The following is a 24,143-nucleotide window of genomic DNA, read 5'->3' on the forward strand; positions in this document are numbered from 1 at the left end:
AGAAAATAAAAATGGGAAATCCTAAAGCATTTTTAACAGTATATAGAAAAGAAGCCGGTTATCGTCCAAAACATGAAAGGATTTTAGATTATGGCGAAGTAGAGCAGACATTAAACACAGAAGATCGCCTGTTGCAGGCATCACGATGTATGGACTGCGGAGTTCCTTTTTGCCAGTATGGTTGTCCATTAGGAAATAAAATGCCTGAATGGCAGGATTTTATTTATAAAGGAAATTGGAAGAGAGCAGCACATAGTTTACAGTCTACTAATGATTTTCCCGAATTTACGGGAAGGGTATGTCCTGCGCCCTGTGAAAAAACCTGTGTATTAGCCATTGATGATTCACCGGTTACTATTCGGGAGAATGAAGCAGCAGTAATGGAACATGCGTATTCCGAAGGACATATGAAACCTCAGCCTCCATTGGAAAGAACAGGCAAAAGAGTTGCCGTCATAGGGTCAGGGCCGGCAGGAATGGCCGTAGCCAATCAATTAAATAAAAAAGGACATATGGTAACTGTTTTTGAAAAAGAAAATAGTATAGGTGGACTTTTGAGATATGGTATTCCTGATTTTAAACTCAATAAAAATATTGTACAAAGAAGGGTTGAGCTAATGAAAGAGGAAGGAGTTGAATTTGTGACCAATACCGAAGTAGGGAAAGATATTAAAAGTTCTGAACTAGTTGCTCAGTTTGATGCGGTTTGTATAGCTATAGGTTCTCAGGTGCCTAGAAATCTTTCCATTGAAGGAAGAGAGCTTGAGGGGGTTTACTATGCTATGGAGTACCTAACTATGCAAAATAAGCTTATTGCCGGAGAAATGGTTCCTGAAGAGCAATTAATTAATGCAAAAGGTAAAAATGTATTAGTAATAGGAGGAGGAGATACCGGATCAGATTGTATCGGTACGGCAAACAGGCAAGGAGCGGCTAATGTAATCCAGATTGAAATTTTACCTAAGCCCAAAGAACTTAAAGAAGTTGAACATAGATGGCCGATTCCTTTTCCGGTTTATCTTAAAACCTCATCTTCTCACTTAGAAGGTAGCAACAGACGATGGGCACTAAATACCAAAAGATTTATTGGAGAAAACGGAAAGCTAACAGGTGTAGAACTTGTTGAAGTAGAATGGGGAAAAGATGAAACCGGAAGAATGATGCTAAATGAGACCGGAAACTCAGAAACTTTGAAAGTCGATTTGGTTTTTTTAGCCTTAGGATTTGTTCACCCTATACAGGAAGGTTTTTTAGAAGAAATGGAAATCATTATGAATGAAAGAAAAAATATTCATACGGATGAGTTAAGAAAAACTAGTGTTGATAAAGTGTTTGCTGCCGGAGATTGTGTCAGTGGGCAATCTTTAGTAGTTTCCAGTATTGCTCATGCAAGAAAGACAGCTGAGCATATCGATCAGTTTTTAAAAAGCTAAATCCTTAAAATTTAATTTTATTCTACAGAAATTATTTTACTGGCAGTTATATTTTATAACTGCCAGTATTTTTTATTTTTGCATCTAATTAGATACAATATTCAGTGATTGCAAAAGGAAAAGAAATTAGATATCATTTACTGGCTTTAATAACAGCTGTAATTTGGGGAACTACATTAATATCAACTAAGATTTTAATATATAACGGATTGACGCCAACTGAAATATTTTTTTTTAGATTTTTAATGGCTTATCTCTGTATATGGTTCTTTTCTCCCAAAAAATTTTTATCAGAAAACTGGAAAGATGAATTTTATTTCGGGCTATTAGGTCTTTTCGGAGGATCGTTATATTTTATAACAGAAAATATGGCATTAGGAATAACTCAGGCTTCCAATGTTTCTCTCATTTTATGTACAGCTCCTTTACTTACAGCTCTTTTGTCTTTTTTAATCAATAGAAAAAACGAAAAACCAACCACCAAACTCATGTATGGTTCATTACTGGCTATTATTGGAGTAACTTTAGTAATTTTTAATGGCAGCTTTATATTAAAATTAAATCCTTTGGGTGATTTTTTAACTGTTGCGGCAGCTTTTTCCTGGGCCTTTTATAGTCTGATTTTAAGGAAAATGGAAAATAGATATCCTATATTATTTATCACAAGGAAAGTCTTTTTTTACGGAATCATAACTCTTGTTCCCTTTTTTATATACGAGCCTATTAGCATTGATTTAAAAATTTTATTTAGACCTGTAGTTTATATAAATTTATTGTTTTTAGGAATTATAGCCTCCATGCTATGTTTTTTCATGTGGAATACAGCAGTTAAAAATTTGGGAGTTATCCGAACATCTAATTATATTTATATAGTGCCTTTAGTTACTTTGATAACTTCTGCCGCAATTTTAGGCGAAAAAATAACCCAGATAGCAATTGCAGGTTCTATCTGTATATTAGCGGGTGTTTATATGGCTGAGAATGGAGTTAAAATAAAATACGTACGGAAGAAGGTAAAATAAAATGTATGGAAACAAAAAATAGAAATCATTATTTATCTTTAGAGAAAATTTTCAGAATTCTATGGTATGCAGTTGCCTTTGGAATTACCTTATATTTAGGCTGGGAGATGTGGGAAACCGGGAAACAGCCTTTCACGGCAGTCTGTATTTTTGTTCTTACCGTATTTTTAGGGTATATGTGTGTAAGTGTTTTAGTAGGGCGTTCACCCATATGGTCAAACGTATTAGGTATGTCTGCCAATGTAGGAGAAATTTACACTCAGTATTTATTTGGTAATTTAGGATTAGCTGCAAGTAGCTTATATTACTTTATTACTCATATCTTAGGGTTAAGTCTCTGGACCCAAAAGAAAAATCAGGATAGGCAAGGCAAGGTTAAAATATCAAAAATTAATTATACAAGTCTTGTTCTAACTATCTTGTTCTGTGTACTAGGAGTATTAATTATGTATTTCTATGGAGAAACAATTATAGGCAAAGAAACCAGTTTCTGGTTATTTATATTAAATTGTATAGCCTTTGTCATTGGAGTGTCTGCACAGTTTACTATGATCATGAGGCAACCCTTTTCCTGGATTCTTTGGTCTGTAAGTAATCTCATATGGTTTACCGTTAACCTACTCTCCCATAATTATATTTTCGCCGTTCAGTCGGTATTATATGAAATCAATGCCTTAATTGGGGTTTATAAATGGTATAAAGAATCCGGAAAATAAATTTTCAATGTTAAAGTTTATTTTAGATTTCATATCTAAGCTATTTATATTGAAAAGATTGTAAATATTTTTATGTTTACTACGTTTAAAAACAATTTAGAAATTAATTAAATTTAGTATTTTTATAAAATAATAGTAATAAGTTATAATTATGAGTTTTTTTTTAAATAATAAAATTACTACTTCTACAGCATTTGTGCACATCTATAAATGTTCCTCAGAAAGCGATTTGGAAAACACCTTAGATCTGGCTTTAAGAGGTGAAAAATACAAAAAAGTTGACAGAGCAAAAGGTTTAGTATATGTTAAAGGAGATCGGGTATTACGACTTTTATTTGGAGCATTTGTAAAGTATTTTAAATATAAGGTTCTTATAAAACCCGAGGGAGAAAACACTTATTCTGTTGCAGTATCCTCTGTATCCAGCGGATTTTCAGGAGGTGTTATCGGAGTAAGTCAAATTAGGACGGAAACACAGAAATTGGAAAAGCTCTTTCAGAATATTTGATATAACTTTAATGCTTATTGGCTAACTGTCCACAGGCTGCATCAATATCTTCGCCCCGGCTTTTTCTAATTTTAGCAGTAATTCCGTTTTTCTCCAGAAGTTGGATATAGCGTTCGGTAATTTGGTTGGAAGCCTGATTATAGCCTCCTTCCTCAATAGAATTATATTGAATCAAATTGACTTTAGACGGTACTTTTTTACAAAATCTTACCAGAGCCTGAATATCTTCGTCAGTATCATTAATCCCTTTCCATACAATATATTCAAAGGTAATTCTGCTTTTTGTTTTTAAGTACCAATACTGTAAAGACTCCATAACATCTGATAAAGGAAATTTAATGCTGAATGGCATTAATTGATTTCTCTTACTTTCTATAGCTGAGTGAAGAGATAAAGCAAGACGAACTTTTAAATTTTCATCTGCCAGTTTAGTAATCATTTTAGGTATTCCGGAAGTGGATACAGTAATTCTGCGAGGTGACATGCCTAACCCTTTTTCATCTGTTATTTTCCGTATAGCTTCGGTAACAGAGGGATAATTAAGCATGGGTTCACCCATACCCATAAAAACAATATTAGAAAGAGGCTTTTCATGGTACTCTCGGCTTTGCTTATCTATCAAAACTACCTGATCTACAATTTCAGCAGGAGTAAGATTTCTCATTCTGGAAAGTCTTGCCGTTGCACAAAAGGTACAATCAAGACTGCATCCAACCTGAGAAGATACACAAGCTGTCGTTCGGGTAGAAGTTGGAATCATTACCGATTCAACCACATTGCCGTCATGAAGCTTTACCGCATTTTTTATAGTTCCATCTATAGACCTCTGCATAACGTGTATTTCTGCAGGATTTATGATAAAATGTTCATCCAGTTTTTCTCGTAAAGATTTCGACAGATTGGTCATATCTGCAAGAGAATGAGCATTTTTATTCCACAACCATTCATATACCTGACGGGCACGAAACGCTTTTTCACCGATAGATGAAAAGTAAGCCTCAAGTTCATGTAAACTTAAGGCTCTGATATCTTTTTTAGTTGTGTTCAAAATATAATCCCGTATGTTATATGATTAGCATAGCATCACCATACGAATAAAATTTATATCCTTCTTTAATAGCTTCTTTATAAGCCTTCATAATCAGATCATAACCCGCAAAAGCTGCGATCATCATCATTAAGGTTGATTTAGGTGTATGAAAATTGGTAATCATAGCATCTGCAATACCAAAATCGTAAGGAGGAAATATAAATTTATTCGTCCATCCATCGTAGGGATTCAATCGCTTATTAGCAGATACAGAAGTTTCAATAGCCCTCATCGAGGTCGTACCCACAGCACATACACGATGTTTACTTTCAATTGCATTATTAACTATTTTGCAAGTTTTTTCATTTATGCTGATTTGTTCGCTTTCCATTTTGTGCTTGGAGAGGTCTTCAACTTCTACAGAAGCAAAAGTTCCTAATCCAACATGTAAAGTAACTTCAGCAAATTCAACGCCTTTAATTTCCAGCCGTTTAAGTAAATGTTTCGAAAAATGTAATCCGGCAGTAGGTGCTGCTACAGCTCCTTCTTCCTTTGCATAAATAGTTTGATAACGTTCAGCATCATCAGCATCCGGTTTTCTTTTAATATATTTAGGAAGTGGTGTTTCCCCTAGTTCTTTTAATTTTCTTCTGAATTCTTCATAAGAACCATCAAATAAAAAACGTAAAGTTCTTCCACGGGAAGTGGTATTATCTACTACCTCAGCTACCAGACTATCATCTTCTGTAAAAAACAGTTTATTGCCGATTCGGATCTTTCTGGCAGGATCTACCAATACGTCCCAAATTCTTGATTCAGCATCAAGTTCACGAAGTAAGAAAACTTCAATTTGGGCTCCGGTTTTTTCCTTGTTGCCATACAAGCGAGCGGGAAAAACTTTTGTATTATTCAAAATAAAGACATCTCCTTCGTCAAAATAGTCAATGACATCTTTAAATAATTTATGTTCAATTTCCCCTGTCTTTTTGTGTACCACCATTAACCTTGCCTCATCTCTGTTTTCCGCAGGTCTTTCAGCCAATAACTCAGGGGGTAATTTAAAATCAAAATCTGAAGTCTTCATTTATAAATATTTTCAATTTAAGTTTGCAAATATACAATATGAAACACCCTAAAGTCAAGTATTTCTTAATATAAGCTTCCTCAAACATATTTTATTCAGAAGATTCTAAAGATTTGGCAGGTTTTTTGTTCTCGAATGCGCATTAATAGTAATATAACTAAATTATGAAAAATGTTATGCAAATAACAAATAAGTATTTGAAATTGTCTTTAATTCTTGTATTTCTGATAATGCTTTATAATTGCGGAACGCATAAAAATGAAAAAAGGGACAATAATGAAATTGTTGGAAGTGAAAAGGTAATTGCTGGTTCAGAGCTTTCCTTAGTTGAAACTTCAAACTCGGATTTTCTGTCAATGGATAATATAAAGTCTAAAGATACCTGGGAGTTGGTTAAAATGAACGGTAAGTCTGCGAAAGATTTATTTGATAAAGTTCCTACCTTAAGTTTTGATAAAGCAGAATCACGAGTACAGGGGTTTGCCGGATGTAATCGTTACAGTGGTGGTTTTGCATTGGAAGGAAATAAATTTATAATATCCAGACTCGTAACCACCCGTATGATGTGTCAAAATAAAAATGATGAATACGGATTTACTCAGGCAATGGAAAGTGTAAACATCGCAAAATATGAAGGCAACAATTTGTTTTTGTTTAAGGATGGACAGTTGATTTTAGAATTTGTAAAAAAATAAATTTCTTGTGTTTTTCGGATATTTCCGATAAATATTTTTGAATTTTTAAATAATTATACTTAGTTAAGATCAGAGAAGGCCAGTTGTTTACTGGCCTTTTCCTTATTTTATAGTTAGCTTTTCCAACTGATTCGTATTACCATTAAAAATATTAATATCTACAAAATTACTTGTAATACCCTTAATTATACCTTTTTCCGAAAATTGCCAGAAAGACCATCGGCTATGCTTAGGACTATTTCTGGGATTGTAATTTGCAACCCAGATAGGGTATTCTGTCAAATCCATATCTGCAATATGATGAATAAAATAGGCATCATTGGAATAAATAATAGGTTTCACCTGATACTGTTTTTCAATTAAATGTAACCAGTTGGTTATGCCTTTTTTTAATAATTCCAAAGACTGGTTTTTGGGTAACTCTTCAATATCAAGAACTGGTGGAAGATCTCCTTTTTCAAGAGTTACCGTTTTTATAAAGTTTTCAGCCTGATCGGTTGAGTTTCTATTTACATCATAATAGTGATAAGCTCCTCTTAAAAGATTCTTATTTTTAAGATTTGTCCAGTTTTTCCTGAAAAAAGCATCTTGAACATAAGCCCCGCGTGTAGCCCTCACAAAAACGAACGAAATAGGAATATCATTTTTAATATACTTAACACTGTCCCATGCAATATTTCCCTGGTGTTGACTTATATCTATTCCTATCGCATGAGATCTGTATCGATTAATTATCGAATGAATTTTTAAAGCTTCAGATTCAGGCCTTAATTTTTCCAGATTTTTATATCCATACTCTCTTTCTTCAAATTTACCTTTGATTATGAAATAGTACATGGTAAATGTAGTTCTGAAAAAGAAAACAAGTGCAAGTAAAAGAATAATTCCTGTAAGCCAATAATAAAATTTATAGCTTGGATTTTTTAGGTTTTGATTCTTCGTTGTTTTCTTTGTCCTTTTTTTCATAAGGAATTTTTGCCATTTTTTAATTTTTCTGGAAAATAAAATCTTCAAGACATCAAATTTATAAAACTTGTTTTAAAATCATAACTATTTTATGCATTAAATAATTGTCGATATTTAAAATCTTGCCTGTAACTGAATAGTAAGTAAATTGCTGTTGTAAAAGGATGTTAAAGGGATATTTTTTTTGTATCGATCCATTTGCATGGCGATGACAAGACGAAGTTTATAATTCTCAATAAACTCAAAACTTAGTGCAGGTGTTACTGAAGTTTTCTTATTATCGTTTAACTTATTTACTTCCCATTCTTCAATTCTACAAGAAAACTCTACAGAGTGTAAATATTTTCTTTTTGCCTCATATCTGAGATTAGGTAAAATAAACCAGCCTTGCATGATATAGTCGTTTATTTTATAAGTAGATACATTAGAAGCCTTTAAATATTCATTGTGATTAATTGCTTTTCCACCCTGACCTTGAAGAAATAAAGACCATTGAGAAGCAATAGGAATAGTGCTGGTGATATCAATAGCTCCCATATAGACATCTTTCTTCATCACTCGTCCCCAGCTACCGTTTATGCCGATTTCTAATTTGTATTTTTTATAGAGATTAAAAGCATCTCGGGCAATAAATAACTTTCCATTGTCAGTATCCAGTTTGTTTTTTCCATTTCCATTGACAATAGCAACTGAATATGACATGGGTATTTTGCCAATATCTACGCTTCCGGAAACATCCATTCCGACTTGGAAGCTTCCCCAGCCATTTGCACCTAATGAATAATATTGATTTGAAAAGTCCAATGATTTTACTATATCAACAGGTATTATATTTTCAGGGCCTACTAATGGACGGAATTGTCCTATACGAAAATTTAAATATTTATTATACTTAAATCCTAGATAAGCATTTTCCAATACACGGGTTTTAGTATCAGATTTAAAATCAGCAAAATTGGTGAGTACATTAATTTTGATTTTGGGCGTTATCTCTGCCTGAACAGATAAGCGGGCTCTTCGTATGTCAAACGTATTGCTTGAATGGTCCTGATCTCCAAAATGTATACTGTTATGAGCTATTCCAGAACTTAAGCTGCTAATAAAACGAGTCTGAAACATACCTCCGATTGAAACCTTATTCAACACAGTTTTGATAGTATTGCTTTGTTTCTCTTTCTTCCTATTTACGGATATTGAATCTTCCAGAACACTTATTCGTTTTTCAAGATTTGAGATTCTTTCTTCATCCAATGTCTGGCTCAGCATTTGGTAATTAAGAAGTGGAAGTAATAAAAGGAAAAAGCAACGAATAGATTTTACAGCATTTTTTTGCATATGAATTTTTTATAATAGTTAGTTTATAATAGTTAAATAAATCAATAAAAATTTATTATAACATTAAAATAATATTATTTTAAATAAATTATTGATTAAAAATAATATTATTATAAAACTAATAAATATGCGTATTTAATAAGATGATTATTCTAAATAAATTTAATATACCTTACTTAAATTACATATAGTTTATAAAGTAATTACGAAGTCTAAATAAATTTTAATATAAATGTCGATACTGGATGTATGTAAAATTATTATAAAAAAGAAAAACTGCCGTTTGAATAGGCAGTTTTTGTGTATTTATAATATAAATAATTATTCGGATAAAAATGAAGTAATTAATTTATGTGCTTTATTTTTTGCTTTTTCTAAATTATCATTAACAATAACATGATCAAAATTATTTGCGAAAGAAAGTTCCTGATCAGCCTTTTCTATGCGCATTTTTAAAGTTTCTTCATTTTCAGTATTTCTACTGCGTAATCTTTCTTCTAGTTCTTTTAACGAAGGAGGAGCTATAAATAAAGCAAGCGCACGATCACCAAACTGTTTTTTCAAATTTAAGCCGCCTTGCACATCTATATCAAATATTACATGCTTTCCTTGATTCCATAAGCGATCGATTTCTGTATGAAGTGTTCCGTAAAAACGATTTTTATAAACTTCTTCAAATTCAATAAATTCTTTTCCTTCAATTTTTTCCCTAAATTCAGTCTCAGTCAGAAAGTAATAATCCTTTCCATCTGTTTCATTCTCTCTTTTAGGCCTTGTAGTACAAGATATTGAAAATGATAGTTCAGGTATAACCGATAATAAATATTGTACAATTGTAGTTTTACCTGCTCCTGAAGGTGCAGATAAGATTATAAGTTTTCCTTCAATATGTTTACCCGGTAATAGCTCTTTCAACTGTAAAGTGTCATTTCCCGGTTTGTGGTATACCAATGCCATGATTTATAAAACGTTATTAGTTTGTTCTTTAATTTTTTCAAGTTCGTCTTTCATCAGGACTACCAGTTTCTGGATTTCAGGATGATTAGCTTTTGAGCCGATAGTATTAATTTCCCTACCCATTTCCTGAGAAATAAATCCTAATTTTTTTCCTGCCTGAAAATCGGTATCCATAACTTCGAAAAAATATTTACAATGTTGCTTCAATCGTACTTTCTCTTCATTAATGTCCAGTTTTTCAATATAATATATCAATTCCTGATGAAATCTTTGCTCATCAAACTGTACTTGTAAATCCAAAAGCTGTTTTTGCAATTTGCTACGGATACCATCAATTCTTTCCGTTTCATATTTTTCAATCTCAGTAAGTAAATTTAAAATATTGTGCGCATATTCTTGAAGTACCTTTTCTAAAGAACCTCCTTCTTCCTGCCTGAACTCGTTTACTTTTTGAAGAGTAGAGGTAAGACAATCAATGACAAGTTTCCATTCGGCATCGCTTATTTCTACTTCCTGATTGGTAAATACTTCAGGCATTCTTACTGCCATTTTCAGAAAATCCAGTTTTGAACCCTCTATATTTAGTTCTTCCAGATTGGCAATGTATCCCTGTACAGTATTTAAATTTATTCTGGAATTATTATCAGCGCTAAGATTTTCAATAGCTATAGAAAAATCGACTTTTCCTCTTAATAATTGATCGCCGATAATTTTTCTTAATTCAAGCTCTTTATTTCTATATCTGGGAGAAATCCTAACAAATAAGTCTAAAGATTTGCTATTTAATGTTTTTATTTCGATAGATATTTTTAAACATTCTGTATTAACTTCTGATTTACCGTAACCGGTCATTGATTGCAACATATTAATTCTATTTTTATGTCAGAAAATTATAATTTCTAAGGTAGTGAAAGGCAAAATTAACCTTTTTTTAATTCTATTAAAGTAATTTCTGGCCATATTCCCACTCTTCCAGGAAATCCGATAAATCCAAAACCTCTGTTTACGTAGAGATAACGATCATTTTCACGATATAGGCCGGCCCATTTCGGATATTGATATTTAACCGGAGACCATTTTATAATACCTGGTATTTCTACACCGAATTGCATTCCGTGTGTGTGACCCGATAAAGTTAAATGCATTTTTTTAGGAAATTGTTTAATCTTTTGATCAAAATGAGAAGGATCATGGGAGAGAAGGATGTTAAACTCTCCGTCATTTATATGTTCAGTTGCCTTTTGAAGATCTCCGTCTTTAGGGAAATGACCTCCGGCTCCCCAATTTCTGACACCAATTAAGTTAATGGTATCATCTCCTTTATGAAGCTTTACAGATTCATTCATTAATAAATCCCATCCAATTTCAGAATGATATTGATGTAATTTTTCAATATTTTTCTCCTGAGCGGATTTATTTTCAGCACCAAAAACATAAATTCCATAGTCATGGTTTCCTAGAATTGAATATTTCCCATCTTTGGATTTAATAGTTTTGAGTAAATTCAGCCAAGGTTTTATTTCATCAGCATAATTGTTGACAGAATCACCGGTAAAAAAGAAAATATCTGGTTTTTGTTCATTTAATAACTGAATTCCTTTCTCAATTTTGTTATAATCTTTTATGTCAAAACTGCCCATGTGAATATCAGATAACTGAGCTATTTTATAACCGTCAAAAGAGTCAGGTAAATCCGGAAAAGACAAGGTTATTTTCCGCACTCTGAAATCAAATTTACCCCATACAATTCCTTCAATAACTGCGAAAAAAGGAATGCTGGCCAGCCCAAGCCCTAAAGTACTTATTGCCTTTCTTCTATCAGGATAATAGCTGGAGTTTTCTCTATGATTTTCAGCCCTCTTGGTTGTTTTTTTAAAGATATAAAAAACAAAACGGTAAATATCCTCTATGATAAGAACAGACGATAAAACAAGCTTGGGAAGATAAGTAAGTACAAAAAATCCCATTAAAAATTGAACCTGAGCTCTGTTGTTTCTATCTATATATATCGACCAAACAAAAATAATAAGAAAGGAGCTGATAGAAAAAGCAATCCATATCCTTCGTAATATTTTTTTCGATGTAAGTGTTTTTATTGCCTGATAAGAGTAATATTCTATAATCAGAGATACAAAAAATAAGACTCCAATTAAGGTTTTTGCCATAAAATAATTTTTTCTAAGGCATTCTGTACAGAATGGCATTAATATTCATGCCTGCTCCCACAGAAGCAAAGATCACCAAATCTTTAGAATTTAAACTCTGATTCAGAAAATTCCCTTTTATCATCATATCATACATGGTTGGTATAGTTGCTACAGAAGAATTTCCGAATTTTTGAATAGTCATTGGAGCAATGCCTTCTGGAATCGAGTTTACACCTAGTCCGTAAAGCTTGAAAACCCTTTGTAACATAGCATGATCCATTTTAGCGTTTGCCTGGTGAATTAATACTTTATTAATATCAGTAATTGAATATCCAGCTTCATCTATTACTTTTTTAATTACCTGAGGTACGTAGGTTAAAGCATATTCGTAAATTTTGCGTCCCCTCATACGTATGTTGGCTTTCGAGCCAATGTAATCAGGATTCAGCGAAGTGTCAGTTATCAAATAGCCAACTTCATCCCCGTTATCGCTTCGTGTATAGTGATTTAAAACACCTATTTCTTCATTAATTTCTCTGGATTCGAGTACCACACCCGCAGCACCATCGGAAAATATCATACAATTACGATCATACGGATCGACAGTTCTGGATAATGTTTCTGAACCAATAACCAATATTTTTTTAGCTATTCTGGCTTTAAGAAGTTGATCCGCCAGAATCATGCCCTCATTCCATCCGGGGCAACCAAATGTCATATCATACGGCCTGCACTGCAAATTTTTAATACCCATTTTGTGTTTAGTAAGAGCTGAAATAGAAGGCATAATTCTGACCTGTCTTTCATTAGCATCAATATCACCAAAATTATGTGCGACTATAATATAGTCAAGCTCTTCCTTATCTATTCCTGCGTCTTCTACAGCGAGTCTGCCGACTTCTGCGGCTAAGTCGGAATTCATCACATTAGGATCGTCAACATACCTCCGCTCCGTTATTTCGGTAATATCCGCAAACTTCTGAATGATTTCTGGAGTTGGCTTGGTAATTGGCTCTCTGTTTTCATCATAAAATGTGATTCCTTCAAAACTACTGTTCGGAACAATCTTTTTTGGTAGATAAGAACCGGATCCTATTATAATACTTTTCAACATATGCTTTTACTATGAATGTATGTTACTAGTTAAAGAATTGGACAAATTTATGCAATAAATACTAATTAATCTATTATATTCTTACCTTTGTGTTTAAAAAATAAATTATGTCCGATAAAAAATCATTGATGGGGTTATTCATAGCTGTCATACTATCTATAATTTCTTTCTTTGTTTACAAAATATTTATCGAGAAGAAAGATTCTTTTTTACTGGATAATCCTACAGAAAAGAGTATTGATGTTTTTTTAAATGGAGATAAGTATGTTCTTGCTCCTGGGCAGACTTTAGCAGTAGCAGTTAAAGACGGAAGAAATACGATATCCTCATCAACGGATAAGGGAAGTTTGATTTTAAAAGATACTTTTTTTAATGTGAAGAGGACTGATAGGGGACTTATTAATCCAACACTATCTGAGTATTACTCTTTTCGCCGGTATTACGGACATATCAAAAATATTGATTCTTTATACAAGATTCACAAAACGGTTATTGACGGAGATGAATTTGTTGGAGAAATCAAAAGATATAATCATTTGGTAATTGAAAACTTTTATTACAATGTAAATCAAAATTTTCCTAAAGTAATTAACAAAGTAGATTCTGTAGAATCAAGAGTTAAGCTTTTCAGGAAAAATCAATTTTTGGATTTTTATCAAACAAGTTTTAAATAAAACTGCTATTTTTGCAACTCACTGAAAGAAAAATTGTTTCCTATGTCTAATATAGTTAAGCCTTATAATGATACCGATAGTAAAAAGAAGCAAGTGGAGGAAATGTTCGATAATATTTCTGAAAACTATGACTTTTTAAACAGATTGCTGTCATTCAAAATAGACATATATTGGAGAAATCAGCTTGAAAAGAAAGTAATTGCTTTTAAGCCGGAAAGAATACTTGATGTTGCAACCGGAACGGCTGATTTAGCTATTGAGCATGCTAAGAAAACCCAGGCAAAAGTAACAGGTTTGGATTTATCTCAAAAAATGCTTGATTATGGTCAGGTTAAAGTTAATAAAAGCGGCTTTAAAGATAGAATTAAGCTAATAAAAGGCGATGCAGAAAACCTTCCGTTTCACGAAGGTGAATTTGATATGGTAACAGCCTCTTTCGGAGTGCGTAATTTCGAAAATCTGGAAAAGGGAATCTCTGAAATGTCCAGAGTACTTAGAGATGGCGGTAAATTGCTGATTTTGGAATTTTCTAAACCTTCAGGTTTTTTTGCTCCGTTTTTTATGTTTTATTTTAAGAATATTCTACCTGGAATTGGTAAATTAATTTCTGGTGATTCTAAAGCATATACTTATCTTCCCAATTCAGTCGACACTATGCCTTACGGGGAGAAAATGACCCGTCTGATTTTGAAAAACGGCTTTAAAGAAGCTAAGTTTAAAAAGTATACTTTTGGCGTTGCAACTATTTATGAGGGAATAAAATAAATGAGTAAAAAATACGTTTCACCTACTATGAAGAAGATTGTCACTTTTGCGTTGTTAATGCTGTATTTTACGGGAAATGCACAGTTCCGTACCAAAGAGGTTTTGGAAAGATATACGGATTTCGATGAGCAACCGTTTTCCTGGGGATATTATCTGGGTGCTAACTATTTTGATTTAAAACTGCATCCGAGTGAAGAAGGGCTTGAACAATCTGGACGATTTTTAGTTAATGCTGACACTAAAGCAGGATTTACTGTAGGTTTAATCGGGCGAATGAGAGTTCATGATTATGTAGATTTGCGATTGGAGCCAGCCATGCATTTCGTGCAAAGAGATTTAATTTTTCATAATGTTCAGAAACTTATTGATCAGGAAGTTGCTAATGGCATGACACCTAGCTATACTGAGCAGGATATTTACAGGAATGTCAAATCTACATATTTAGATTTTCCTTTATTTCTTAATTTTCATGGTGATCGATGGAAAAATACCCGCCCATATGTACAAGGTGGTATCAGTTGGTTGATTAATTTACAGTCCAATGAGAAGAAAGAGCAGGATAATTACGATCAGATTTTCCGAATGAAAACCCATAACTTTTCATACCAATTAGAAGCAGGAATTGAAATTTACTTTAAAAGATTCAAAATGACTCCTGCAGTCAGAGGAATATTCTTCTTCAATAATGAATTGGTGGCAGATAACCCGGGAACTCCACCTTACTGGGCCGGAGCTTTAAAATCCATACACTCCAGAGCCTTTGTCTTTTCGGTAAAGTTTGAGTAAAACTACAAAATAGTTACAATTTTTTTCAAAGAATTTTATATATTTGCGCCAGAGTTAGAATGGTAAATGTTTTCATTACCTATGGAAGAGATAATTCAAGAATTAAAAAGATTGGAGTTTACAATCCTCGAATTTTCTAAAGAAAATCGGGAGTTGAAAGATAAGTGTGAATATCTGGAAGTGTCTCTTTCGAAAAGTGAAGATAAATTTATTCTTAAAGAAAAACAATATAAAGAATTAGAAGAGCAAAATAGAAGATTGAAGGTTATTAATGCAGTTTCAGGAAGCGGAGAATACAAAAAAGTGATGAAATTGCAGATGAATAGAATGATTAAAGAGATAGATTCATGCATTGCTGAATTACAGAATACTTAAAAAATGTCGCAGAAGGTAAACATACGGGTAGCAGGAAGAAATTATCCGCTGGTTGTACAGGAAGATGAAGAAGAAGTGTTAAGAAATGCAGCTAAAAGATTAGAAGAATATGTGGTTCGGTTTGAAAAAAATTACAGCATATCTGAAAAACAGGATGCTTTAGCGATGAGTGCTTTGCAGCTTGCTTCTGAATTAGAGAATCTACTTAAAGAGAAAACAAAGGAACAGGAAGAAATTTTGCTTAGAATAAAAAAAATTAGTAACTTAGTTACAGAATAATACGGAAACATTTCTATTTGATCTTATAAATAAAATATATGTAGAACAAAATATCCTACATTGATTCTAACTCAATTTGGTAAACTCAACGCAAATTGACTGACAGAGTGATTTGTTTTTTTAATGGCGGGCTGCCTCTCATCTTTAGGGATGATTTGATTTTATATCAACAGCAGATTACAAAGAAAAAGCATAGCTTAAATCCTGATTAATGGAGTTTACTCAAATCAGTATATTAGAATTGATGTAGGTTTTTTTATATAAATAATATATAGTTATGGATGCAACGATAATAATAGAGTTGATAGCAACCTTGTTTGTAGGTGCAATTATAGGTTTTTTCCTATCAAAAAGTTCTTTGAATAAATTCAGAGAAAATAAAATAAGAGAAGCAGAAGAAAGAGCCAAGGTAATTGTTAAAGAAGCGGAATTAAAAGCCGAAGCTGTAAAACAGGAAAAAATGATTCAGGCAAAAGAAAAATTCTTTGAATTAAAAGTTCAACACGAAGAACAGATTAATCAACGAGAGAAAAAAATGCTTGAAGCTGAAAAAAGAATTAAAGACAAAGAAACTAAACTAAACGAAGAACTGCATCAGAACAACAATCAAAAGAAACAGCTTGAACAGGCTGTTCAAGATAATACTATAAAAGCAGAGACGCTAGCTAAAAAACAAGAGGAACTCAATCAAATGCACGTGCAGCAGGTAGAGATGTTGGAAAAAATTTCCGGTTACTCTGCGGAAGATGCTAAAGCAGAATTGGTAGAGGCTTTAAAACAGGAAGCCAGAACCCGTGCACAAGCTCAAATACAAGCTATAGTAGAAGAAGCTCAGTTAAATGCAAAAGCAGAAGCGAAGAAAATTATTGTACAAACCATTCAAAGAGTGGGTACAGAACAGGCTATAGAAAACTCAGTTTCGGTTTTTAATATTGAGTCTGATGAAATTAAAGGACGTATCATTGGTCGTGAAGGACGTAATATTCGTGCGTTAGAGGCTGTTACCGGTGTTGAAATTATTGTTGATGATACTCCCGAGGCTATATTGTTATCTTGCTTTGATCCGGTAAGAAGAGAGGTTGCCAGACTTTCCCTTCACCGTTTAGTAACAGATGGAAGAATACACCCGGCAAGAATCGAAGAAATCGTAGCAAAAACGCAACAACAGATCGAGGAAGAGATTATAGATATAGGTAAAAAAACTATTATAGATTTAGGAATACATGGATTGCATCCTGAGTTAGTTAAGACTGTAGGGCGTATGAAATATCGTTCCTCTTATGGTCAGAACCTTTTACAGCACTCCAGAGAAGTTGCAAATATTGCAGGAATTTTAGCTTCTGAGTTAGGGCTGAACGCAAAAATAGCTAAGAGAGCTGGTTTATTGCATGATATAGGTAAAGTTCCGGAAGAAGAATCTGAACTTCCGCATGCTATATTAGGTATGCAATGGGCAGAAAAGTACGGAGAAAACCCAACAGTATCCAATGCAATTGGTGCCCACCATGATGAAGTAGAAATGAAAAGCTTGATAGCTCCAATAGTTCAAGTAGCTGATGCTATAAGTGGTGCAAGACCCGGAGCCAGAAGACAGGTAATCGAATCTTATATACAACGTCTTAAAGATTTAGAAACAGCAGCATTAAGTTTTGATGGTGTTAACACAGCTTTTGCAATTCAGGCAGGTAGAGAATTACGGGTGATGGTTCAAAGTGAAAAAATTGATGATCAGAGAGCCTCTCAGTTATCTTTTGAAATTAGTGAAAAAATTCAAAATGAATTAACCTATCCCGGTCAGGTTAAAGTAACTGTAATTCGTGAGACCAGAGCTGTTAACATAGCAAGATAATATTCAAATAAGATTATATATATAGGACGGTTTACCGTCCTTTTTCATTTTAAATGTAACCAGTTATTAATAATTACCTTCCCAAAATCAGTCATATAAGACTCAGGATGAAATTGAAGACCTATAATATTAAACAGATTATGAGAAATTCCCATAATTATTCCTTCTTTATTTTTCGCAATGACAGTAAAATCTTTAGGTAATTTTTTTGGATTTGCAGCCCATGAATGATACAAGCCCACATCTATAGCGTTAGGCAGATCAGCAAATAATAATTCGTTATTTTCAATATATACTTTTTCCTTTACACCGTGTTTTACTTTGGGGAGATTATAAAGGCTTCCTCCGAAATGTTCTACAATAGTCTGATGGCCGAGACAAATGCCTAAAATACTTTTAGTTGTTGAATATCGGTTAAGAATTTCCGATAATAGCGGATATCTTTTTGGAATATCTGGACCTGGTGAAAAAACTAATTTATCAAAAACCTCTAACTCATTTATATTTATCTGGCTGTAAGGAATGACTTTAATACTGCAACTTTTATTTTCATCAAATAATTGATAAAGATTGCCGGTAAAAGAATCATGATTATCGATTAAAGCTATGTTGACCATGTCGGGGCACAAAATTAAATATTATTTTTGTTATTTATAAATTCTATGAAAATATCACATGTTGTTAAGGAAAAAATGAACCTGCTTGGACAAAAGAAAATTCCTTTTGTCTTTATAATAGATTATCAAGAAGATACTTCAGTAGTTATACCTTTAAGTGAAATTAATACAGACATGCTCTTGTATGATTTTGAAGGTATTTCGAATACTGAAAGCAGGACTATTAAATCTGAAAAATCAATTCAGCTGGAAGTGTTTCCAGTTGATTATACAACTTATTTAAATCAATTTAACAGAATACAGCATGAAATTGCTTCTGGGAATACATATTTGCTCAATTTAACCACTTCTACGCCTATTAAAAGCAAATATAGCCTTAAGGAAATTTTCCACTGCGCAAAAGCTAAATACAGGCTTTGGCTTGATGATAAATTTGTGTGTTTTTCTCCGGAAACTTTTGTGAAAATAATAGATAATAAAATTTTTTCTTATCCAATGAAAGGAACAATAGATGGAAGTATACCTAATGCTGAAAGTATAATTTTGTCTGACACCAAAGAAAGCTCTGAGCATTATACGATTGTGGACTTGATAAGAAATGATTTAAATTTAGTTTCTAAAAATGTTACAGTAGAGCAATTTCGATATATTGAAAAAGTTGAAACTCACAGTGGAAGTATTTTGCAGGTAAGCTCACGAATAAGCGGAATCTTGAATAATAACTGGAATATGCATATAGGAGACATTTTTGATAAACTTTTGCCAGCCGGCTCAATAAGTGGAGCTCCTAAAGAAAGAACTATTGAAATAATTAATCTGACAGAAACACATTCCAGAGGTTTCTATACGGGGATAGCCGGAATTTTTGATGGTAATACGGTGAATAGTATGGTTATGATTCGTTTTATTGAAAAAAACGATAATAATTATTATTATAAAAGTGGGGGAGGAATAACCTCTATGAGTGATGCACGAAAAGAATACGAAGAATTAATACAAAAAATATATGTGCCGGTTTATTGAAACTATATTAGTTAAAAATAATAAGTTGGAGAATATTGACTATCATAATTTTAGATTAAATAAAAGCCGATATGATTTCTTCAACTTATCTGATATTTTAAAAATTGAGAATGAAATATCAGTTCCTGACGAATTAAATAAGAATAAAATTTATCGTTGCAGAATTATTTATTCAGATGTTATAGAGAGTTATGAATTTATTCCTTATATAAAAAAGGAGATTAAAACGCTACAGTTAGTAATTTGTAATACTATAGAATATAATTACAAATATAAAAATCGTTCCTGCATCGAATTGCTGAAAAAAGATATTGATGCGGATGATATATTAATTTTAAAAAATGGTTTGATAACTGATACCTCAATAGCAAATATAGTTTTTAGGAAAAATGATGATTGGTTTACACCTAGAATTCCTTTGTTAAAGGGTACCCAGCGAGCTAAGCTGATAGATGATGGGAAAATTAAACCGATAGATATAGCTGTAAAAGATATTCATGCATTTGATGCTTTTACAACAATTAATGCTTTGCGTCCTTTTTGTGAAATGGAAAGTTTAAGTTGCGATTTTATAAATATGTAATCTATTTTTTTATATTTCTTCTCCATCCAAAGGAAGATCTTCATCAATATCAATACCTTCTATTTTAGTTTTTTGTAAGGCATTAGCTTTTAATTTGATATATTCTTTTCGATTTTTATAAATGGAAATGGCTTCAAATATAGCCTGCTCAAATGATTTGGGCTGAGCAACATTCTGGCCTGCTATGGAATACTCTGTTCCATGACTGGGTGCTGTCCTAATAAAGGATAATCCGGAAGTAAATTTAACTCCATATTCAGCTGTAATAGTATTAAATGGTATTATTCCCTGATCATGGTACATGGCTAAAATAGCATCAAATGCCGTATATTGTACTTCTGAGAAGAAGCTGTCTGCTGAATACGGGCCGAATGCTAAAATTCCTCTATCAAAACTCTCTTTTATGGCAGGCTGTATAATTGTAATTTCTTCTTTTCCGAGCAATCCGTTATCTCCGGCATGAGGATTTAAACCTAGTACAGCAATTTTGGGTCTTTCAATACAAAAATCTTGAACAAGTGTTGTATTTAGAGATTTTATTTGTTTTTTTAGAACCTCTTTATTTAGTTTAGGAGCTACTTCAGATAAAGGAAGATCGTGTGTAGCCAATGCTATTCGTAAATTCTCATTCTCAAGTAGCATAAGAGCTTTTCCTCCTAAAGCATCTGACAGGAATTCTGTATGCCCGGGAAATTTGTATTCTTCCGTTTGCATAACTTCTTTATTTACCGGAGCGGTAACTAATACATCAATTGAGCCTTTTTGTAATGATTCCAAAGCAGCATTTAATGATGATTGTGCCATTTGCGCACCTTCAGCAGTAGGTTGTCCAAACTCTATAGTTACATTTTCTTTCCAAAGATTTACTACATTTATTTTACCATGTATTGCTTCTTCAGGTTTAAAAATTCCCTGAAAATGCATGGAGTTTAGTCCGAAAATGTTTTTCTGATATGACATTAATTTAGTAGAGCCAAAAATAACAGGAGTGAAAAAATCAAGAATTTCCTTATTTTGTAAGGCTTTAAGAATTACCTCTACACCTATTCCATTAGGATCACCTACACTAATTCCGACTTTTATCCTATTATTTTTCATCACAGATTTTGCTATATTATATTGAGAACAAAATTAAAAAAAATAAACGTTGAAACGTCTTATTAAAAAGAAAATTTAAGAGGAAGATTCCTGTTCTAAGACTTTTGTGCAGCCACAGTTCAACCCGAAGGATACAATTGTATTATGCTAATTACTTTAAATGTGTTTAAAATATAGTAATTTTGAGTAAAAAATAAACAATCTCATGTTTACAGGAATTATTGAAGCTACAGGTAAAGTAATTGATATCGAAAAGCAAGAATCTAATTTATTGATTTCCATATCAGCTCCTTTTTTAACTGAATTAAAAATAGATCAAAGTGTTTCTCATAACGGAACATGCTTAACAGTAATAGATATCAATGAAGAATGTTACCGTATAACGGCAATTGCTGAGACTCTGAAAAAGACTAATTTTTCAGAATTAAAAGTCGGTGATATTGTAAATCTGGAAAGATGTGTTAAGGTTTCGGATCGTCTGGATGGCCATATTGTTCAGGGACATGTAGATCAGATAGGAGTTTTAGAATCAGTAGAAAACCAAGATGGCAGTTATCTGTTGACTTTTGTTTATGAAGGAGACAGCATAACCGTTGAAAAAGGTTCAATAACTGTAAATGGCATCAGTTTGACAGTAGTTAATAGTCAAAATAACCAATTTTCTGTTGCTATTATACCTTACACCTGGGAAAATACTAATTTAAAAAATCTTAAAGTCGGTAATAAAGTTAATCTTGAATTTGATATTGTAGGTAAATATGTTCAGAAGTTATATGCCTATAAAATTTAATGAAATAAACAGTTCAAAGGATTCTAAATTTAGAATCCTTTGAACAACTATATTTTTTATAAACCTTTACTTAATTTTGCTCGTCTCTCTTTTATCAAGGCTTCTCTCTGAGCATCGTTGGAAATTGTGTCGTTTTGACTTCCTTTCATAAGTTTAGCACGTCTCTCCATAATTAATGCTTCACGTTTAGCCTTTTCATCATCTACAGATTTAGAAGCAGGTTTTGTATCTGATACTTTGGTTTCAGTGGCTGGCATGTTTTGCGGGTTGGCTGGAACAACATCATCTTTTATACCTGATGAAGAATTTTCTTTGATGTTTTCAAAGCTATTTGTTACTGTTTTGCCAGTTGCTTGCTCGGATGCAGGAATGTTTGTGCTTTTCTTAATGTTTTCTACTTCAGAGTTTGCAGTAACTTTTTTCTCATTGTAATCACTTTCATTGCTTTTGTCTTTTAGAGTATTTGAATTGAATACACTATTAGTATTTTCTTGAGAAGACACAGTTTCAGAAGAGTTTTGTGTCATTTCTTCAGATTCTATTTTTTCTGAAAGTATTTGTTGAGGAGATAAGTTTTGATTTTTGGATTGATTCCCGGATAGATCCTCGTCTGAAGTAATATTTAATGGAGTTCCGGTATAAAAATCAAGGATTTTTAATTTAAACAGATATGAATATTTAGCCTGAAGCATTTGAGATTGAGCAGAGAAATAATTATTTCTGGCAATGTTTAAATCATAAACATTTATTTTTCCGGCAGCAAAACTTTTTTCAGCAAATTCGTAAGAAATTCTGTTGGAGTCGACTGCTTCCATAGCCGAAAGAAAAGTCTGGAAGGATGAATTAACATCAAAATATGAAGTTTCAATATTTTGTTTTAAGGTAAGCTTTTCTTGTTCAAGTTTGTTTTCTTCAACATATTGTTTAATCTTGGACTGCTCAATTTGTAATTTACTTATACCTTTATTGAAAATAGGAACTTTTACACCGACTGAGAGCATTTGAATGTGATTATCATACCATTGTTCACTCAATGATTTGCTGGAACGGTCAAAAAAATTCTGATAAGAAGTACTTGCTTTATAACCACCGGTAATAGTAGGATAGAGAGCTGTTTTAGCTATATCAATATCTTTTTTGGCTGCTTCTATACCTAATTCTGCGGATTTAATTTCTGGTTGATTTTGAAATGCGTATTGTACCACATCCGGAACATTGATCAGCGGAGAATTTATATTATCTGATATTTTAACGTCTTCTATTTGAAACCCTCTGTAATCTTTTTGTAAAAGCATTGCTAAAACCATAAGTGAGCGATCTACTTCAATTATGGAATTTTCATATGATTTTTTTGCATTTGCCAGATTAGCTTTAGATTCATATAAAGTGCTCAAAGGAATACTTCCTGCATTATATAATTTTAAATTTCTGTCGTATTGTTGTTCATAAGTATTTAAAGAGTTTTTTTCTACAATTTTTAGCTCTTTATTTAGCAATACTGTCAAATAATTTCCAACAAGTTGTAAAGAGATATCATTTTTTATTTTTTCAGTAGTATATTGATACTGTTTCAGCAACAAACTGTTTTTTTCTTCTGTTTTTTTTAGGTTTCCATTATTATACAAAATAACAGAGGACTGCAAAGCTAAACTGTTTTGATATCCCTGAGTATAATTATATCGGGAATTAATTTTTAATTCTTTAAGATCTATCGTTTGCTTAGATATAGGACCGGAGGTAAAGTCATTACCTACATTACCTATAAAATCCGGCAATTTCTGATTTTTAGCAATTTTGTAATTTGCTTCCTGTGATTGTTCATTCAATTTGGAGGCCAAGACCTGCAGATTATTTTCACGTGCATACGTAAGACAATCATTAAAAGACCATACTTTTTGAGCATTAGCTATTTCATATATGAAAAAAGCAATTATAATAATGTAAATTCTCATTCTGTAAAATGAATTTTCATTCTTTATTAAATAAGTGTAAGAATTTTTAAAATTGTTACAAAGGTAAGTTATTTAGATTGAATTTTTTTTATGAGTTTATTTAGCCTTGATTTCAGGTTAGATTAAGATAGATAAAAAAAAGCCTAAAATTTAAAAAACTCCCCGACAGATGTCTTGGGGAGTTCCTTAATAAAAAATTATAGTGCGAATTATTCTTATATAACATGAACCCCTTCATGCTTTATACAAATATAGTAAATATACATTAATTAAAAAATAAAATAAATGATTTTTTTTATATTCCTTTAAACTATTCTTATATAAAGCTACGGAATGAAGTTTTTA

25 protein-coding genes are annotated in these 24,143 nt (G+C 32.3%); 14 read left to right on the forward strand and 11 right to left on the reverse strand.

Going from position 1 to position 24,143, the window contains the following annotated elements; translation table 11 throughout:
- Positions 1-11 precede the first annotated feature (11 nt).
- The 4 genes from EQ921_RS01860 (at position 12) to EQ921_RS01875 (ending at position 3,679) form a co-directional block, all read left to right on the forward strand.
- Positions 12-1,433, forward strand: a complete 1,422-nt coding sequence (locus EQ921_RS01860; protein WP_128330346.1) for a glutamate synthase subunit beta — start codon at positions 12-14, stop codon at positions 1,431-1,433.
- Positions 1,434-1,537: 104 nt separating this feature from the next.
- Positions 1,538-2,455, forward strand: a complete 918-nt coding sequence (locus EQ921_RS01865) for a DMT family transporter (protein ID WP_128330347.1) — start codon at positions 1,538-1,540, stop codon at positions 2,453-2,455.
- Positions 2,456-2,460: 5 nt separating this feature from the next.
- Positions 2,461-3,171: a nicotinamide riboside transporter PnuC gene (gene pnuC / locus EQ921_RS01870; RefSeq protein WP_128330348.1), complete on the forward strand. Its 711-nt coding sequence runs from the start codon at positions 2,461-2,463 to the stop codon at positions 3,169-3,171.
- Between the two features lie 151 nt (positions 3,172-3,322).
- On the forward strand, positions 3,323-3,679 hold the full coding sequence (locus EQ921_RS01875) for a hypothetical protein (RefSeq protein ID WP_128330349.1): 357 nt from the start codon (positions 3,323-3,325) through the stop codon (positions 3,677-3,679).
- A 7-nt stretch (positions 3,680-3,686) separates the two neighbouring features.
- Here the strand turns inward: EQ921_RS01875 and rlmN are convergent, their stop codons facing one another.
- Both rlmN and queA read right to left on the reverse strand, forming a co-directional pair.
- On the reverse strand, positions 3,687-4,727 hold the full coding sequence (rlmN, locus tag EQ921_RS01880; RefSeq protein WP_128330350.1) for a 23S rRNA (adenine(2503)-C(2))-methyltransferase RlmN: 1,041 nt from the start codon (positions 4,725-4,727) through the stop codon (positions 3,687-3,689).
- A 16-nt stretch (positions 4,728-4,743) separates the two neighbouring features.
- Positions 4,744-5,793, reverse strand: a complete 1,050-nt coding sequence (gene queA, locus EQ921_RS01885) for a tRNA preQ1(34) S-adenosylmethionine ribosyltransferase-isomerase QueA (RefSeq protein ID WP_128150654.1) — start codon at positions 5,791-5,793, stop codon at positions 4,744-4,746.
- 164 nt (positions 5,794-5,957) lie between these two features.
- Between queA and EQ921_RS01890 the strand changes: the two genes are divergently transcribed.
- Positions 5,958-6,488 (forward strand): META domain-containing protein, encoded by a 531-nt coding sequence (locus tag EQ921_RS01890; protein ID WP_128330351.1) that lies wholly within the window; start codon positions 5,958-5,960, stop codon positions 6,486-6,488.
- 102 nt (positions 6,489-6,590) lie between these two features.
- Here the strand turns inward: EQ921_RS01890 and EQ921_RS01895 are convergent, their stop codons facing one another.
- The 6 genes from EQ921_RS01895 to EQ921_RS01920 form a co-directional block, all read right to left on the reverse strand.
- Positions 6,591-7,454 (reverse strand): glycoside hydrolase family 25 protein, encoded by an 864-nt coding sequence (locus EQ921_RS01895; protein ID WP_128330352.1) that lies wholly within the window; start codon positions 7,452-7,454, stop codon positions 6,591-6,593.
- Between the two features lie 114 nt (positions 7,455-7,568).
- Positions 7,569-8,789, reverse strand: coding sequence for a porin (locus EQ921_RS01900; protein ID WP_128330353.1), 1,221 nt, complete (start codon positions 8,787-8,789; stop codon positions 7,569-7,571).
- Positions 8,790-9,110: 321 nt separating this feature from the next.
- Positions 9,111-9,746 carry a guanylate kinase gene (gmk, locus tag EQ921_RS01905; RefSeq protein WP_128150662.1) on the reverse strand — a complete coding sequence of 212 codons (636 nt, stop codon included), beginning with the start codon at positions 9,744-9,746 and terminating at the stop codon, positions 9,111-9,113.
- A 3-nt stretch (positions 9,747-9,749) separates the two neighbouring features.
- Complete coding sequence (locus EQ921_RS01910) at positions 9,750-10,610, reverse strand: YicC family protein (RefSeq protein ID WP_128330354.1); 861 nt, start codon at positions 10,608-10,610, stop codon at positions 9,750-9,752.
- Between the two features lie 56 nt (positions 10,611-10,666).
- The gene (locus tag EQ921_RS01915) at positions 10,667-11,911 is read right to left on the reverse strand and encodes a metallophosphoesterase (RefSeq protein WP_128330355.1); all 1,245 of its coding nucleotides are present in this window, start codon (positions 11,909-11,911) and stop codon (positions 10,667-10,669) included.
- Between the two features lie 13 nt (positions 11,912-11,924).
- The gene (locus EQ921_RS01920; protein WP_128330356.1) at positions 11,925-13,007 is read right to left on the reverse strand and encodes a 3-oxoacyl-ACP synthase III family protein; all 1,083 of its coding nucleotides are present in this window, start codon (positions 13,005-13,007) and stop codon (positions 11,925-11,927) included.
- A 107-nt stretch (positions 13,008-13,114) separates the two neighbouring features.
- Here EQ921_RS01920 and EQ921_RS01925 point away from each other — a divergent pair, with 107 nt between their 5' ends.
- The 6 genes from EQ921_RS01925 to rny all read left to right on the forward strand — a co-directional run bounded on the left by EQ921_RS01925 (position 13,115) and on the right by rny (position 17,735).
- Complete coding sequence (locus tag EQ921_RS01925) at positions 13,115-13,681, forward strand: hypothetical protein (RefSeq protein WP_128330357.1); 567 nt, start codon at positions 13,115-13,117, stop codon at positions 13,679-13,681.
- A 42-nt stretch (positions 13,682-13,723) separates the two neighbouring features.
- The gene (gene ubiE / locus EQ921_RS01930) at positions 13,724-14,446 is read left to right on the forward strand and encodes a bifunctional demethylmenaquinone methyltransferase/2-methoxy-6-polyprenyl-1,4-benzoquinol methylase UbiE (protein WP_128330358.1); all 723 of its coding nucleotides are present in this window, start codon (positions 13,724-13,726) and stop codon (positions 14,444-14,446) included.
- Positions 14,447-15,232: a porin family protein gene (locus EQ921_RS01935; RefSeq protein WP_228427741.1), complete on the forward strand. Its 786-nt coding sequence runs from the start codon at positions 14,447-14,449 to the stop codon at positions 15,230-15,232. It abuts the gene before it with no gap.
- 81 nt (positions 15,233-15,313) lie between these two features.
- Positions 15,314-15,607, forward strand: a complete 294-nt coding sequence (locus EQ921_RS01940; RefSeq protein ID WP_128330359.1) for a hypothetical protein — start codon at positions 15,314-15,316, stop codon at positions 15,605-15,607.
- Between the two features lie 3 nt (positions 15,608-15,610).
- Positions 15,611-15,886, forward strand: a complete 276-nt coding sequence (locus tag EQ921_RS01945; RefSeq protein WP_128330360.1) for a cell division protein ZapA — start codon at positions 15,611-15,613, stop codon at positions 15,884-15,886.
- A 277-nt stretch (positions 15,887-16,163) separates the two neighbouring features.
- Positions 16,164-17,735: a ribonuclease Y gene (rny, locus tag EQ921_RS01950; RefSeq protein ID WP_128150678.1), complete on the forward strand. Its 1,572-nt coding sequence runs from the start codon at positions 16,164-16,166 to the stop codon at positions 17,733-17,735.
- Between the two features lie 44 nt (positions 17,736-17,779).
- On the opposite strand, the gene EQ921_RS01955 is transcribed toward rny, so the two are convergent.
- Positions 17,780-18,352, reverse strand: a complete 573-nt coding sequence (locus EQ921_RS01955) for an aminodeoxychorismate/anthranilate synthase component II (RefSeq protein ID WP_128330361.1) — start codon at positions 18,350-18,352, stop codon at positions 17,780-17,782.
- Between the two features lie 45 nt (positions 18,353-18,397).
- On the opposite strand from EQ921_RS01955, the gene EQ921_RS01960 reads away from it, so the two are divergent.
- Both EQ921_RS01960 and EQ921_RS01965 read left to right on the forward strand, forming a co-directional pair.
- The gene (locus EQ921_RS01960; RefSeq protein WP_128330362.1) at positions 18,398-19,375 is read left to right on the forward strand and encodes an aminodeoxychorismate synthase component I; all 978 of its coding nucleotides are present in this window, start codon (positions 18,398-18,400) and stop codon (positions 19,373-19,375) included.
- Positions 19,359-19,958: an aminotransferase class IV gene (locus EQ921_RS01965; protein WP_128330363.1), complete on the forward strand. Its 600-nt coding sequence runs from the start codon at positions 19,359-19,361 to the stop codon at positions 19,956-19,958. The genes EQ921_RS01960 and EQ921_RS01965 overlap by 17 nt, the downstream gene beginning before the upstream one ends.
- A 9-nt stretch (positions 19,959-19,967) precedes the next feature.
- On the opposite strand, the gene pdxA is transcribed toward EQ921_RS01965, so the two are convergent.
- A complete protein-coding gene (gene pdxA / locus EQ921_RS01970) occupies positions 19,968-21,056 on the reverse strand; it encodes a 4-hydroxythreonine-4-phosphate dehydrogenase PdxA (protein ID WP_128330364.1) in 1,089 nt (362 codons plus the stop codon).
- Between the two features lie 205 nt (positions 21,057-21,261).
- Here pdxA and EQ921_RS01975 point away from each other — a divergent pair, with 205 nt between their 5' ends.
- Entirely contained in the window at positions 21,262-21,846 is a 585-nt protein-coding gene (locus EQ921_RS01975; RefSeq protein ID WP_128330365.1) for a riboflavin synthase, read from the forward strand.
- A gap of 56 nt (positions 21,847-21,902) precedes the next feature.
- On the opposite strand, the gene EQ921_RS01980 is transcribed toward EQ921_RS01975, so the two are convergent.
- Entirely contained in the window at positions 21,903-23,798 is a 1,896-nt protein-coding gene (locus tag EQ921_RS01980; protein WP_128330366.1) for a TolC family protein, read from the reverse strand.
- Positions 23,799-24,143 lie beyond the last annotated feature (345 nt).

The organism is Apibacter sp. HY039, assembly GCF_004023655.1.
Classification (GTDB): domain Bacteria; phylum Bacteroidota; class Bacteroidia; order Flavobacteriales; family Weeksellaceae; genus Apibacter; species Apibacter raozihei.